The sequence below is a fragment of the Ruegeria sp. YTSC003 genome (genome assembly GCF_059609785.1).
Genome location: NZ_JBXWMK010000010.1, coordinates 36,973 through 51,027 on the forward strand (window position 1 = coordinate 36,973; position 14,055 = coordinate 51,027).

The window sequence follows — 14,055 nt, forward strand, 5'->3', positions numbered from 1 at the left end:
CCGCTCTCTTTCCTTGCCTGTACTGGGCCGTATCTAGTCCGTCTGTCGCAGCACGTCCAGAAAGGCGGCTCCAAACCTTTCGTGACGGCGGTCGCCCAGAACATGTTCCATTGCGCGCGGGTCATCTGACCGCAATTGTGCGACCTTGGCCAGTTGCGAGGCCGAGCAGGTTAGCGGCTTGTCGATCCCCTCCGGACCGCGTGACAGCTGCGACTGCACTTCAAGCAACTGGTCATAGATATCGCCCTGATCCCGGCCAGCCAATTTGCGGCGCGCGGGATGAACGGCTTCAACCTCACCGGCGACGACTTCAAGAAACGTGTCACCATAACGTTCCAGCTTTTTTGCGCCGACCCCGCCAATTCGGGCCATATCGTCCAGAGACAGGGGGCGTTTCTCAGCCATTTCGATTAGCGTGCGGTCAGGGAAGATGACATAGGCCGGTACCCGTGCGGATTCGGCCAAAGCGCGCCGTTTGGCCTTCAGGGCCGATAGCAGCGGCGCGTCTTCCTCGGACACCATCATTTTGACCGCCGGGCGGCGTCCGGCCTTGCGCAATGTGTCCTTGCGCAGGTTGATCCGGGCCTCACCCTTCAGGATGGGCTTGGCAGCCTCGGTCATTTGCAGTGCGCCGTGGCGTTCGGGGTCCGGGCGGACCAGATCATGCCCCATCATCTGTCGGAAGATGGCCTGCCATTGCGGGCGCGACCACTCTTTGCCGATCCCATAGGTCGACAGTTGGTCATGACGTCGCGCGCGGATCTTGTCGGTTTCATTGCCCAGCAGGATGTCGATCAGGTGGCCGGCGCCGAACCATTCCTCGGTGCGCAGGATTGCAGACAAGGCCATGCGGACGGGCGTGGTCCCATCGAACACTTCGGGCGGGGCGTCACACAGATCGCACTTGCCGCAAGGTTCGGCCTGTTCACCGAAGTAGCCCAACAGAGTCTGACGGCGGCATACCAATGCTTCGGCCAGACCCAATAGAGAATTCAGGCGTGCATGGTCGGCCATGCGACGTTCTGGCGGGGCCAACCCTTCGTCGATTTGCGAGCGGCGCAGGCGGATATCGTCGGGGCCAAACAGGGTCAGAGTTTCGGCAGGGCCACCGTCACGGCCCGCACGACCGATTTCCTGATAATAGGCCTCGATGGATTTAGGCAGGTCCGCATGAGCGACCCATCGAATGTCGGGTTTGTCGATGCCCATGCCAAAAGCCACGGTGGCAACCACGATCAACCCGTCTTCGCGGGCAAAGCGGGTTTCGACGATACGGCGATCCTCGGCCTCCATTCCGCCATGATAGTGGCAGGCAGAGTGACCTTCCGCGCGTAAGGCTTGCGCGAGCACTTCGGTTTTGTTGCGTGTGCCGCAATAGACGATGCCAGATTGCCCTTTTCGGGCACTGGCAAAGTCGAGGATCTGTTTGCGGGGGCCATCCTTGGCCCCAAAGGCAAGGTGGATATTGGGCCGGTCGAACCCGCGTAGAAACTTGTTGGGGGGCGTGCCGTCGAACAGTTTCTCGACGATCTCGTCCTGCGTTTCGGCATCTGCGGTGGCGGTGAAGGCGGCGAGGGGGACGCCCAGTGTGCGGCGCAGTTCTCCGATCCGCAGATAGTCTGGCCGAAAATCATGGCCCCACTGGCTGACGCAATGGGCTTCATCCACGGCAATCAGACTGACGTTGATCCGGCGCAGCATCCCCAGCGCCGACCCTGCCGCCAGACGTTCGGGGGCCATGTAAAGCAGCTTGAGCCGCCCGGCCTCCAGCGCTTCCCACACGGCATCTGTTTCTTCGGGCGTGTTGCCTGAGGTCAAAGCACCTGCTTCAACGCCGGCCTCTTGCAGCCCGCGAACCTGATCGCGCATCAGGGCGATCAGCGGGGAAATCACCACCGTCACGCCATCCCGCATCAACGCAGGCAGTTGGAAACACAGGGATTTACCGCCGCCCGTCGGCATGATCGCCAGCACGTTTTCACCTGCGGTCACGGCATCGACGATCTCTTCCTGCCCGGGACGGAAGTCGTCGAATCCAAAGACATCTCGCAGCATCGGTGCGGCGTCGAACATGTGCGGGGTTGCCCTGTTTTAAGGTTTATCTGCTCTTAAGACAGGACAATCACATACTAAGATTCGGTGAACAAGAGGGATCAGACTCAGCTCAGGGCCAGAAAGAGTTCCGGCAGGACGTAGCTTCGCAGTGAAATGATGATGATCAACACGACCAGTGGCGTCAGATCGATGCCGCCAAGATCGGGCAGCACTTTGCGAATAGGGCGATAAATCGGCTCCAGAATCCGATTCAACCCGTACCAAATCTGGGCAACGAATTGCTGGTGAAGGTTCAGAACCTGAAAGTTGATCAGCCAGCTCATTATGACCTGAATCAAGACGAACCAATAGGCGATGCTCAATACCAAGTCGATCGGGCCGAAAATTGCCATCATATTCGTATTCTCCAAGTCACGTTTCGCGAGAGGTAGTAGCTAGCGCGGCAAAGAGCAAGTGTGCGCTAACAGAACCCTTGCGAAATAGGCCAAAGACCCGTCTTATGAAAACAACGATAAACAGGGGCAGTCATGGCAGAAATTTCCAAGCGCAAGCGCATTTGGGGTTGGTGGTTTTTCGACTGGGCCAGTCAACCGTATCATACATTGCTGGTTACCTTTGTCTTTGGTCCCTACTTCGCCGGAGTTGCGGCAGAGTATTATCTGACGTCAGGTCTGGATGCTGATGCGGCCGATGCGCGGGCGCAGACGGTGTGGGCGAATTGCATGACCATCATTGGGTTGATCATCGCCTTTGGCGCACCGTTGATGGGGGCCATGGCGGATGTTTCGGGTCGCCGAATGCCATGGATTTTCGCGTTTTCGGTGATGTATGCGGTGGGGTCCGCCGCGCTTTGGTACACGATGCCCGACGGGTCGAATATGTGGCTGATGTTGTCGGCCTTTGGTCTGGGCTTTGTTGGCGCGGAATACGCTCTGATCTTCATCAATTCGCAGCTGCCCGATTTGGGGGACGAAAATGAGGTTGGTGAGATTTCGGGGTCAGGATTTGCCTTTGGCTATTTTGGTGGGCTGATCTCACTTGCGATCATGCTGGCGCTGTTCGTCGAGCAGGCCAACGGCAAGACCCTGATCGGGATGGATCCGCTGTTTGGGCTGGATGCCTCAATGCAGCAGGGCACACGTTTCGTGGGGCCATTCACGGCGGTTTGGTTCGTTCTGTTCATGATCCCCTACTTCTTTTGGGTCCGGGATGATGCGCCGACCGACAAAAAAGGCAATGTGGGCGACGCCCTGCGCCTGTTGGTCAAGTCGATTTCCAATCTGCGCCACCGGGTCAGCCTGGCCACCTACCTTGGATCATCTATGTTCTATCGTGACGCGTTGAACGGGCTTTACACCTTTGGCGGTGTTTATGCGCGACTGGTGCTGGAATGGGACCTGATCAAGATCGGAGTCTTTGGTATCGTCAGCGTTCTGGCTGCGGCTGCGTTTTCGTGGGTCGGCGGTAAACTGGACAAGAAATACGGCCCTAAGCCAGTGATTTTGGTGGCTATCTGGGTGCTGATCTTTGTTTGCATCACCATCGTGTCGATGGACCGCACACAGATCTTTGGCATGTCTTTACCCGAAGGGTCCGGCCTGCCTGATCTGGTGTTCTTTGGCTGCGGGGTTCTGATCGGCGGTATGGGCGGTATTCTTCAATCCGCCAGCCGTTCGATGATGGTGCGTCACACCGACCCCAAAGCCCCGGTCGAAAGCTTTGGGCTTTATGGATTGTCGGGGCGTGCCACAGCCTTTGCCGCCCCCCTGCTGATCGGAATAGCCACAACTGTAACCGGCAGTGCAAGACTGGGGGTGTCACCCATCGTTCTGTTGTTTATTCTGGGGCTAATACTGATGCGCTGGGTGAAACCGGAAGGGGATCAGAGCAGATGATTTTATTACGTTTTTTGACAATACTGGCCGCGATTGTTCTGACGAACACTGCTACGGCGCAGCCTCTGGCAAAGCAGTTGTTCGGGGCGCAGAAAGCAAGTTCGCAGCAAAAATCGGCAGCCTTCGGCAGTTATTCGCGTGGATGCGCTGCAGGGTCGGTGCAATTGCCCGAAACGGGACCGACATGGCAGGCGATGCGGCTGTCACGCAATCGCAATTGGGGACATCCTGAGGCGATTGATTATGTGCAGGACCTCAGCAAGTTCGCGGCAAAGCAGCCCGGGTGGAACGGGCTATATGTCGGCGATATCAGCCAGCCGCGCGGTGGGCCGATGACATCCGGGCACCGCAGCCATCAACTGGGTCTGGACATCGATATCTGGATGCTGCCCGGCGACAACATGCGCTTAAGCCGCAAGGCGCGTGAGAATATCTCGTCGATTTCATTGCGCCGATCGAATGGCGCGTTCGTCAACGGTAACTGGACAAAACAACACCATGCTGTGCTGCGTGCGGCGGCCAAGGACAAACGTGTTGCGCGAATTTTCGTCTTTCCCGGCGCCAAGGTTGAGATGTGTAAAAACGAGAAGGGCAATCGTGCCTATTTGCGCAAGATCAGGCCCTGGTGGGGACATCATTATCATTTCCATGTCCGTCTGAAATGCCCACGCGGCTCTAAAGGTTGCGTTAATCAGGATCCTCCGCCAAAAGGGGATGGCTGTGCCGAGGCGCAGCAATGGGTGAAAAACATTCTTAATCCACCCCCACCCGACCCAAATGCCCCAGCGCCCAAGAAACGGCGTGAATATCGATTGGCCGATCTTCCTCAGCAATGCACACAAGTTCTGCAATCCAACTGATCGCCGCGGTATTGCTGGCCGGGGCGGCTTGGGCAGTTGATCTCAAGACACCCAACCACCTTGGCAGTTTCACTTGGCGTCACACGGCCGAGTGGTTTGGTGGGTTTTCTGCCGTCCACCTCTCTGATGATGGCCGCCATTTGATTGGAATGACCGATCGTTCGACACTGATTACCGCACGGGTCGAGCGTAACGATGACGAAATTTCCGACATTCAGATCACTGAAAATTGGCCTCTTATTTCCAGCAGAGGGCGCCATCTGACAGGTCGGGCCGGGGATTCCGAAGGCATAGCCATTGCCCCCGATGGCGCTCTGTTCGTCTCGTTCGAAGGCATCCACCGCGTGGTATATTACCCCGCGCCAGGGACCAAAGCGCAGGTTCTGCCGCGACCCAAGGCGTTTGACGGCTTTGAGGTCAACGGCTCGCTTGAGGCGTTGGCCATTGATCAACGCGGTCACCTTTTCACAATGCCCGAGGAAAATCGAACAGCGACGGGTGATATCCCTGTCTATCGGTGGGACGGTCAGGCGTGGTCGGCGCCTTTCGTTCTGCCGCAACGGGGGGACTTTCTGCCAGTTGCAGCAGATTTCGGACCGGATGGCAGGCTTTACGTTTTGGAACGGGATGTCGGTTGGATCGGGTTCCGTTCGCGCCTGCGGCGATGGGAGTTGGACGGTGACACCCCAAGCGCCGAAGAGGTTCTGTTCCAAACTGGGACCGGTGCGCATGACAACCTCGAGGGTTTGTCTGTCTGGCGCGACGACGAGGGCCGCTTGCGGGCCACTATGGTGTCGGATGACAATTTTCTGGCGCTGCAGCGTACTGAACTGGTCGAGTATGCCCTGCCTGATTGACTCGCCCAAAGCAAAGGTCTAGAAGCGCGGCTTGCCTTGGGACGGTCCCTTGGCCAAGTCGCCGCTACCTTGTCAAAACGGGCATCTGAAAATGCAACGCGCTTATATTCCCGGCATCATTGCCATGGCTACCATTGTTGTGGCCTCGAACATTCTGGTCCAGTTTCTTCTGCTGGACGGCCTCCTGACCTGGGGTGCCTTTACCTTCCCCGTGGCCTTTCTGGTCACGGACATCATGAACCGTGTCTACGGCGTGCAGGCTGCCCGCAAGGTGGTATTCGCCGGTTTCGTCACCGGTATCATCTGCTCGCTGATCGGCACCCAGATCATTTTGCAGGGTGACGGGTTCACCTATGCCGCCGTACCGTTGCGGGTCGCGGTTGCGTCGGGCACCGGTTTCCTGATCGCTCAGCTGACCGATGTTGCGGTGTTCAACAGACTGCGCGGCGGTCGCTGGTGGCGTGCGCCGCTGGCCTCGACGCTGGTTGGGTCAGCGCTGGATACGGCGCTGTTCTTCACCATCGCCTTCTCGGCCTCTGTCACAATCTTTGGTGCCGACGCCGACGCGGCAATCAGCTGGGCATGGGAACCCGTTCCCTTCATGCTGACCGGCCCGATGGCACCCCTATGGGTATCGCTGGCCTTTGCGGATTGGCTGGTAAAACTGTCGCTGGCCCTGATCGCGCTGATCCCGTTCAAAGTGATTGTGGCGCGACTGACGGCCCAGCCCGCGTAAAAAAGTGCTTTGCGTTTCGCGCAACTCGTGGCACGATTCCGGGTAACGGAAACAGATTGAAAGGAGGTGATCCAATGTCGAGAAAGGGATTGGAGAGAGGTGTTGGAACAACCGGGGGGATCGCCTGTTAAGGCAGCCCTTGGCGGAGCGCTCGCTTCGGCTGGTCGATTGATCTAACCGACCCAACCTCCTGAGCTTTCGAAGGGCCGTCCCATGCGGGGCGGCCCTTTTTGTTTTTGGATCAGGCTTGTAAGGTCAGCCTCATGTTGCGCATCACCGACGATATCACCCTGCAAGACTGGGAAATGACCGAGAGCTTTGTTCGCTCATCCGGTCCCGGCGGGCAGAACGTGAACAAGGTGTCCACTGCCGTCGAATTGCGGTTCGAGGCGGCGCGCTCACCCTCTTTGCCTGATCCGGTCAAATCGCGGCTCAAGCGGCTGGCGGGGCGACGCTGGACCAAAGAGGGCGCGATCATCATTCAATGCGACGAAACCCGCAGCCAGGCGCGCAACCGCGAAATCGCGCGCAACCGGCTGGCCGAGCTGATCACCCGCGCTATGATTAAACCCAAGCGCCGTATCGCCACCAAACCCACCTATGGCTCGGTCAAACGACGTCTGGCGGCCAAGAAAGCACGGTCGGGCGTCAAATCCCTGCGCGGTAAAGTTTCCGAAGATTGATCTGGTATCTTTGCGGCGCATCGCTACTCTGACCCGGCGCAGTTGCAAGAGGACAAGATCATGAGGTTAGAGGGAAAAACCGCCATTGTAACCGGCAGCGCATCAGGCTTTGGTGCCGGTATCGCGCGGAAATTCCTGTCCGAAGGTGCGCGGGTCATGATTGCCGATATCAACGGCGATGCGGCAGAGGTTCAAGCCAATCAACTGGGCCCGAACGCTTTTGCCCATCAAGTCGATCTGGCCAACGGCGCATCGGTTCAGTCGATGGCAGACGTGGCTTTTGATCGTCTGGGTCATCTCGATATTCTGGTCAACAACGCGGGGGTCACTCATATGCCTACCCCGTTAGAGGAAGTCAGCGAAGAAGATTTCGACCGCGTTTTCAACATAAATATGAAGTCCGTTTATCTGACGGCGCGCGCCCTTGTTCCGCATATGAAATCGCGTGGTACTGGCGCGATCCTGAACGTGGCCTCGACAGCGGGGCTGTCGCCACGACCGAACCTCAACTGGTACAACGCCTCGAAGGGCTGGATGATCACCGCGACCAAGACGATGGCAGTCGAACTGGCACCATCAGGCGTCCGGGTGAATGCCATCTGCCCGGTGGCGGGCGAGACACCTCTGCTCAAATCCTTTATGGGCGAGGACACGCCCGAGATGCGGGCCAAGTTCCTGTCGACCATACCGCTGGGCCGATTCTCAACGCCTGAGGACATGGCCAACGCGGCCTGTTTTCTGTGTTCCGACGAGGCCAGCATGATCACCGGCACTGCATTGGAGGTCGACGGTGGCCGCTGCATCTGATCCGCTCTTCATTTGGCAAAAAATATCTCGACCGGAGGCAGCGCGGTTGCGCGCTCTTCTGCTCCAACATCTTAAAAACCAATGAACCCCGGATCCAGAAACCTGATCACCGATGTCCCTGGCCTTTTGGTTGGAAACGCTCAGGATGATGCACTCAAATCCGGCGCAACAGTACTGACGGCCGCTGATCCCTTCACGGCCTCCGTTCACGTGATGGGCGGCGCGCCGGGTACGCGGGAAACTGACCTGTTGGCGCCCGACAAGTCGGTTTCGCGTGTGGATGCGATCGTTTTGTCCGGCGGGTCGGCCTTTGGTCTGGACGCCTGTTCCGGGGTGGCCGACGCCCTGCGCACGCAGCACCGCGGATTTAAGGTTGGCAATGTCTTCGTCCCCATCGTTCCGGGGGCGATCCTGTTTGACCTGCTCAACGGCGGCGACAAAACCTGGGCTGAGAACCCCTATCGCGCGCTGGGGCGTCGCGCATTTGAAGGCGTATCCGATCAGTTCGATCTGGGCACCGCTGGTGCGGGGACCGGCGCATTGGCTGCCATGCACAAGGGCGGGCTGGGATCTGCCTCGTTTGTGATGGAAAACGGGGTCACGGTTGGCGCCTTGGTTGCCGCCAATCCGCTCGGCAGTGTCACCACGCCCGGTGACCGTCATTTCTGGGCAGCACCGTTTGAAATGGGCGATGAATTCGGCGGATTAGGGCCTGATACCAGTACTGGCCTCGGTCGCAGCATGACTAGCCGAAAAGCCAAGGCAATGAGGCCGACCGAACCGGGCAAGGGCAATACCACCATCGCAATTGTTGCGACAGATGCCGCGCTGTCCAAGTCGCAATGCAAACGGATGGCGGTTGCGGCACATGACGGGATCGCGCGGGCGATTGTCCCCGCGCACACGCCGGGAGATGGCGATCTGGTGTTCGGCGTCAGCACGGGCAATCACCAACTGTCCGAAGGCGAACTGGGGCTTCTCGGCCACGTGGCTTCGATCTGTCTGGCGCGGGCGATTGCACGAGCCGTGTTTTTGGCGGTCCCCGCACCAAGAGATCTATTGCCCTGTTGGTCCGACATACATGACTTAAGTTAAGGACGGCCTATATGCCGCAGTGGCACAGTGCCCTCGCGCGGCAATCTGCGCGTTGACTCTTTTTTGCGCCGACGGTCCATTCGGTGCAGCCAATTCGTATCGGAGCAAAAGCTATGAATCGCATTCTCGCGACCGCAATCGTCGGCCTTCTGGCCCTTCCCGCATATGCCGAAGGCGACGCCGAAGCCGGCAAGATGACCTTTAACAAGTGCAAATCCTGTCACCAGATTGCCGACTCTGAGGGTGAAGTCATCGTAAAGGGCGGTAAAACCGGTCCGAACCTGTATGGGATTGCAGGCCGGACCGCAGGCACCGTCGAAGACTTCAAATATGGCGATAGCATCGTTGCCGCTGGTGAAAACGGTCTGGTCTGGGACGAAACGACATTCGTTGAATACGCAAAAGACCCCAAGGCGTTTCTGAAAGATTATCTGGGTGAAACCTCGGCCAAATCCAAAATGACCTTCAAGCTGAAGAAGGGTGCCGAGGATGTTTACGCCTATATCGTAAGCGTGTCTGGCGAATAAAGCCGCAGACCAAACACCGTTTGAGGTTACAAAAGGCCGCAGCCCCTGCGGCCTTTCGTGCGCTTGATAACCGCGTTGAACAGCGCCAATTTGAAAGCGCGCGGTTTTTCATGCATTGCACGCATAAATTCGCAGAGCCAAGCCGACCCGGTGGCAGCCAATTTCGAATTTCCGGCCCTTCGGGTGGATCGGCAGCAGGAGACGACAGATGGGAATCATGATCCCGGCCTGGGTTGATGGCGAGTTGACCCCAGTGGACAAGCTTGAGGCGCATGAAAAAGGCCTGCGGCACAAGGCAGTGTCGGTCTTTGTCGTGCGCGGGACCGAAATTTTGATGCAGCGTCGGGCTTTAGGAAAATATCACACCCCTGGCCTTTGGGCGAATACCTGCTGCACCCACCCCGATTGGGGCGAGACACCGTCTGTCTGCGCCGTGCGCCGACTGCGCGAGGAATTGGGAATTACCGGGCTTTACCCGGAATACCGTCACCGGTTGGAATATCACGCTGATGTTGGCAACAACATGATCGAGCATGAAGTGGTCGACATCTTTCTGGCCCATGTGCGCGGCCCGCTGAAGATTGAGCCCAACCCGGAAGAGGTCATGGAAATTCGCTGGATCGATTACCACGATCTTCTGGCAGAAGTGCAGCGCTATCCCGAGCGATTTACACCGTGGCTCAAGATCTATTTGCACAATCACGCCGACACGATATTCGGACCTGATCTGATTATCTCGGCCACCTCCTGACGGCTACGCCTTGCAAGGGCCGCCCAAGCCGCATAGATCAACGCGTCATGGCTAAGCAAAAGACAGACCCGAATTACAAAGTCATCGCCGAAAACCGGCGCGCACGCTTCGATTACGCAATCGAGGACGATCTTGAGTGTGGCATTATGCTGGAAGGGTCCGAGGTCAAATCCCTGCGTGTAGGTGGGACGAACATCGCCGAAAGCTATGCCTCAGTCGATGATGGCGAGCTGTGGCTGGTCAACAGCTATATCGCCCCCTATGAGCAAGCGAAATCGTTCAAGCACGAGGAACGCCGCCGGCGCAAACTGCTGGTGTCACGCAAGGAATTGTCGAACCTGTGGAACGCGACCCAGCGCAAAGGCATGACACTGGTGCCGCTGGTTCTGTATTTCAACCACAAGGGCAAGGCCAAGATCAAAATCGGTATCGCCAAGGGTAAGAAAAACCATGACAAGCGCGAAACCCAGGCCAAGCGTGACTGGTCACGTCAAAAGCAGCGGTTGATGAAGGATCATAGCTGATCCTTCATACCTCTTAGAACGCCATCGCAGCTGATACCGCACGTTTCCAGCGGTCATAGGCGGCATCACGCTCTTTGGCAGAAAGTTCCGGTTCGAACCGGCGATCCAGCGCCCAGGTTTCCGCAAATCCCTGTTGATCCGGATAAACGCCTGCGCGCATACCGGCCAGCCAGGCCGCGCCCAATGCGGTGGTTTCCTGCATTACCGGCCGGTCAACCTCGGCGCCAAGGTAGTCCGACAATCCCTGCATCGCCCAGTTCGATGCACTGGCCCCACCGTCTACACGCAGGATGACGTCGGTATCCGCACCCCAGTCGCCCTGCATGGCGTGCCACAGATCGCGTGTCTGATATGCGATACTTTCCAGCGTGGCCTTGGCAAACTCGGCACGGCCTGAATTCCGGGTTAGACCGAACACAGCGCCACGGCAATCCGGTTTCCAGTAAGGCGCGCCGAGGCCGGTAAAGGCGGGCACCAGCACGACATGCTGGTTCGGGTCTGCCTTTTGGGCCAGCTCGCCACTTTCCGGGGCGGATTCGATGATCTGCAATGCATCGCGCAGCCATTGAACGGCAGCCCCGGCCACAAAGATTGACCCTTCCAGCGCATAGGTTCTTTTACCGTCCAATTGATAGGCGATGGTGGTCAACAGGCGGTTCTTCGACTCGACCGGCTTATCCCCTGTGTTCAGCAGAGCAAAACAACCGGTGCCATAGGTGGATTTCATCATGCCGGGTTGGAAGCAGGCCTGACCGATGGTGGCGGCCTGTTGATCACCGGCAACACCAAGAATCGGGATATTTCCCCCAAACAGGGTCGTATTTCCAAAATCCGAGGCGCAATCATGCACCTCGGGCAGCATGTTCATCGGCACGTCCAGCAGATCACAGATTTCGGCGCTCCATTCGCCCTTGTGGATGTCGAACAGAAGCGTGCGCGCCGCGTTGGTGGCATCCGTCGCGTGGTTGCGCCCTTCTGTCAGGCACCAGATCAAGAAACTGTCAATGGTGCCGAACATCAGCTCTCCGGCCTCGGCCCGGTCCCGCGCTCCCGGCACGGTGTCCAGCAACCATTTAACCTTGGTGCCCGAGAAATAGGGGTCCAGCAGCAGCCCGGTCTGGGCGGTCACGTCATCCTCGCACCCGGCTTGTTTGTAACGCGCGCATATCTCGGCGGTACGACGGTCCTGCCAGACGATCGCGTTATGGATGGGCGCGCCAGTAGCGCGGTCCCAGACAACAGTTGTTTCGCGCTGGTTGGTGATGCCGATACCCGCGATCTGATCAGAGGTTACCCCGACACTGTCCATAACTTCGCGGCAAACCCGCAGAACGCTGTTCCAGATTTCCTCTGCGTCGTGTTCGACCCAGCCTTCCTGCGGGAAGTGCTGAGTGAATTCGTGCTGCGCGGTGCCTGCGCGCTGCATCTCTGCGTCGAACAGAATTGCCCGCGATGATGTGGTGCCCTGATCAATGGCAAGAATGTAGGTCACGCCTCATGCCCCCTCTTTTGGTTTTGCGGGACTTTAGCGCAAACAATGACGAACGTGCCAGTACGTTCAGACAGGAATGTTGTCGATCAGTCTCACGCCATTTGCCCAGGCCGCAGCAAACAGGCGTGCAGGGCGGTTTGCGTGGGTGAGAGGTTCTAGCGTTTCGGCACATCGCAGTTGAATATATTCTACCTGCTTGAAGCCCGCGGCCAGTAGGTCGATCTCGGCCTGAGCAGCCAAAGGATCAAACGGCGCCCCGTCTTTCAGGGCGGCTGCCAATTCCCGCATGATCCGGTTTTTGTGGGCGGCAATATCCAGCCCCTCGGGCGTCAGTCGCAGATTGCGCGATGACATGGCCAGACCCGAGGGCTCGCGCACTGTGGGGCATCCGACAACTTCGGTCGGAATGTTCAGATCGCGCGCCATTCGGGTCACAATCATCAGCTGTTGATAGTCTTTTTCTCCAAAATAGGCTCGATCTGCCTGCGTTTGCAGGAACAGTTTGGCCACAACTGTGGCAACGCCGTCGAAATGGCCGGGGCGGAACTCGCCCTCCATCACATCGGTCAGGCCCGCGACGGAAACGGTGGTGGCAAAGCCCTGCGGGTAAATCTCTTCGGGTTCCGGGACATAGATCGCATCAACGCCGTATGGGGCCAATTTCTGCGCATCCTCGTTCTCGGTGCGCGGGTATTTTGCCAGATCCTCGGGGTTGTTGAACTGTTTGGGATTCACAAAGATCGTGACGATCACGCGGTCGCAACCTGCCTTGGCGGCCTCAACCAGCGACAGATGCCCCTGATGCAGCGCGCCCATAGTCGGAACCACGCCGATCTCTTCACCCTTCCGCGTCCATTCCGAGGTCAAGGCACGCAGGTCGGCCAGACGGCGAAAGATTGGGGCGGTCATGTCTTGGGTCCTTTGGTCGGGGCCTGATCGGAAAAAACGTGTTCGTCCGCCGGGAATGTTCGGGCGCGCACCTCGGCTGCGTATTCGGCGATGGCGGCTTCGGCCAATGGGCCAAGCTCAGCATAGCGTTTGACGAATTTCGGTTTGAAGGCGGTGAAAAAGCCAACCATGTCGTCGACAACCAGAATCTGGCCGTCGCACCCGGCAGAGGCCCCGATGCCAATGGTCGGGATCGCGATTTCCGCTGTAATCTGATCGGCCAGCTTCTGCGGTACTTTTTCAAGAACGACCGAGAATGCGCCCGCCTCGGCCACAGCACGGGCGTCGGCAAGAACCGCCTCGGCCTGTTCGTCGCGACCTTGAACCTTGTATCCGCCAAGTGTGTTGATCGACTGCGGGGTCAGGCCAATATGCGCCATCACCGGAATCCCGCGCTTGACCAGAAAGCGGATGGTCTCGGCCATTTCGACGCCGCCTTCCAGCTTAACCGCGCCTGCGCTGGTTTCGGACATCAGCCGGGCGGCGTTCCGGAATGCCTCGGAAGGCGAATGCTCGTAACTGGCGAAGGGCATGTCGATGACCATCATCGCACTTTCCAGACCGCGCGACACGGCCTGACCATGCATCACCATCATCTCCATCGTCACGCCCAGCGTCGATTCCAGCCCGTGCAACACCATGCCGACGCTGTCGCCCACCAAAACGAAATCACAATGATCATCCATCAACCGCGCCATCGGCGTGGTGTAGGCTGTCAGACTGACCAGCGGCTCGCCGCCTTTGCGGGCGCGAATATCCTGCGCATTCGGGGCTTTTTTACGGGCGGTGGCGCTCATTGTCGCTCCTCCGGTTGTCATGTTGCAG

Annotated in this window: 15 protein-coding genes; 10 read left to right on the plus strand and 5 right to left on the minus strand. The window is 58.3% G+C overall.

What is annotated here, in order from left to right:
- Positions 1 to 33 precede the first annotated feature (33 nt).
- Positions 34 to 2,073 carry a DNA helicase RecQ gene (gene recQ / locus AC2FFH_RS17350; RefSeq protein ID WP_496765649.1) on the minus strand — a complete coding sequence of 680 codons (2,040 nt, stop codon included), beginning with the start codon at positions 2,071 to 2,073 and terminating at the stop codon, positions 34 to 36.
- 86 nt (positions 2,074 to 2,159) lie between these two features.
- Positions 2,160 to 2,450 (minus strand): YggT family protein, encoded by a 291-nt coding sequence (locus AC2FFH_RS17355; RefSeq protein WP_108860000.1) that lies wholly within the window; start codon positions 2,448 to 2,450, stop codon positions 2,160 to 2,162.
- 132 nt (positions 2,451 to 2,582) lie between these two features.
- On the opposite strand from AC2FFH_RS17355, the gene AC2FFH_RS17360 reads away from it, so the two are divergent.
- From AC2FFH_RS17360 to smpB, 10 genes are all read left to right on the plus strand, one after another.
- Positions 2,583 to 3,950: an MFS transporter gene (locus AC2FFH_RS17360; RefSeq protein WP_496765647.1), complete on the plus strand. Its 1,368-nt coding sequence runs from the start codon at positions 2,583 to 2,585 to the stop codon at positions 3,948 to 3,950.
- Complete coding sequence (gene mepA / locus AC2FFH_RS17365) at positions 3,947 to 4,810, plus strand: penicillin-insensitive murein endopeptidase (RefSeq protein WP_496765645.1); 864 nt, start codon at positions 3,947 to 3,949, stop codon at positions 4,808 to 4,810. The genes AC2FFH_RS17360 and mepA overlap by 4 nt, the downstream gene beginning before the upstream one ends.
- On the plus strand, positions 4,783 to 5,667 hold the full coding sequence (locus AC2FFH_RS17370) for an esterase-like activity of phytase family protein (protein WP_496844934.1): 885 nt from the start codon (positions 4,783 to 4,785) through the stop codon (positions 5,665 to 5,667). The genes mepA and AC2FFH_RS17370 overlap by 28 nt, the downstream gene beginning before the upstream one ends.
- Before the next feature lie 91 nt (positions 5,668 to 5,758).
- Complete coding sequence (locus tag AC2FFH_RS17375) at positions 5,759 to 6,403, plus strand: queuosine precursor transporter (RefSeq protein ID WP_496765641.1); 645 nt, start codon at positions 5,759 to 5,761, stop codon at positions 6,401 to 6,403.
- 263 nt (positions 6,404 to 6,666) lie between these two features.
- Positions 6,667 to 7,086 (plus strand): alternative ribosome rescue aminoacyl-tRNA hydrolase ArfB, encoded by a 420-nt coding sequence (gene arfB / locus AC2FFH_RS17380; RefSeq protein WP_496726439.1) that lies wholly within the window; start codon positions 6,667 to 6,669, stop codon positions 7,084 to 7,086.
- A 60-nt stretch (positions 7,087 to 7,146) separates the two neighbouring features.
- Positions 7,147 to 7,893, plus strand: coding sequence for an SDR family oxidoreductase (locus AC2FFH_RS17385; protein WP_496726438.1), 747 nt, complete (start codon positions 7,147 to 7,149; stop codon positions 7,891 to 7,893).
- An 81-nt stretch (positions 7,894 to 7,974) separates the two neighbouring features.
- The gene (locus tag AC2FFH_RS17390; protein WP_496844935.1) at positions 7,975 to 8,988 is read left to right on the plus strand and encodes a P1 family peptidase; all 1,014 of its coding nucleotides are present in this window, start codon (positions 7,975 to 7,977) and stop codon (positions 8,986 to 8,988) included.
- Positions 8,989 to 9,101: 113 nt separating this feature from the next.
- Positions 9,102 to 9,515, plus strand: a complete 414-nt coding sequence (locus tag AC2FFH_RS17395; RefSeq protein ID WP_496844936.1) for a c-type cytochrome — start codon at positions 9,102 to 9,104, stop codon at positions 9,513 to 9,515.
- A 208-nt stretch (positions 9,516 to 9,723) separates the two neighbouring features.
- On the plus strand, positions 9,724 to 10,266 hold the full coding sequence (idi, locus tag AC2FFH_RS17400) for an isopentenyl-diphosphate delta-isomerase (protein WP_496739495.1): 543 nt from the start codon (positions 9,724 to 9,726) through the stop codon (positions 10,264 to 10,266).
- Positions 10,267 to 10,313: 47 nt separating this feature from the next.
- Positions 10,314 to 10,790: an SsrA-binding protein SmpB gene (gene smpB, locus AC2FFH_RS17405; RefSeq protein WP_058272887.1), complete on the plus strand. Its 477-nt coding sequence runs from the start codon at positions 10,314 to 10,316 to the stop codon at positions 10,788 to 10,790.
- 13 nt (positions 10,791 to 10,803) lie between these two features.
- Here smpB and glpK read toward each other — a convergent pair whose 3' ends face one another.
- From glpK to panB, 3 genes are all read right to left on the minus strand, one after another.
- Entirely contained in the window at positions 10,804 to 12,282 is a 1,479-nt protein-coding gene (gene glpK / locus AC2FFH_RS17410; protein ID WP_496844937.1) for a glycerol kinase GlpK, read from the minus strand.
- A gap of 66 nt (positions 12,283 to 12,348) precedes the next feature.
- Positions 12,349 to 13,191: a pantoate--beta-alanine ligase gene (panC, locus tag AC2FFH_RS17415; RefSeq protein ID WP_496844938.1), complete on the minus strand. Its 843-nt coding sequence runs from the start codon at positions 13,189 to 13,191 to the stop codon at positions 12,349 to 12,351.
- On the minus strand, positions 13,188 to 14,027 hold the full coding sequence (panB, locus tag AC2FFH_RS17420; RefSeq protein WP_496765633.1) for a 3-methyl-2-oxobutanoate hydroxymethyltransferase: 840 nt from the start codon (positions 14,025 to 14,027) through the stop codon (positions 13,188 to 13,190). The genes panC and panB overlap by 4 nt, the downstream gene beginning before the upstream one ends.
- Positions 14,028 to 14,055 lie beyond the last annotated feature (28 nt).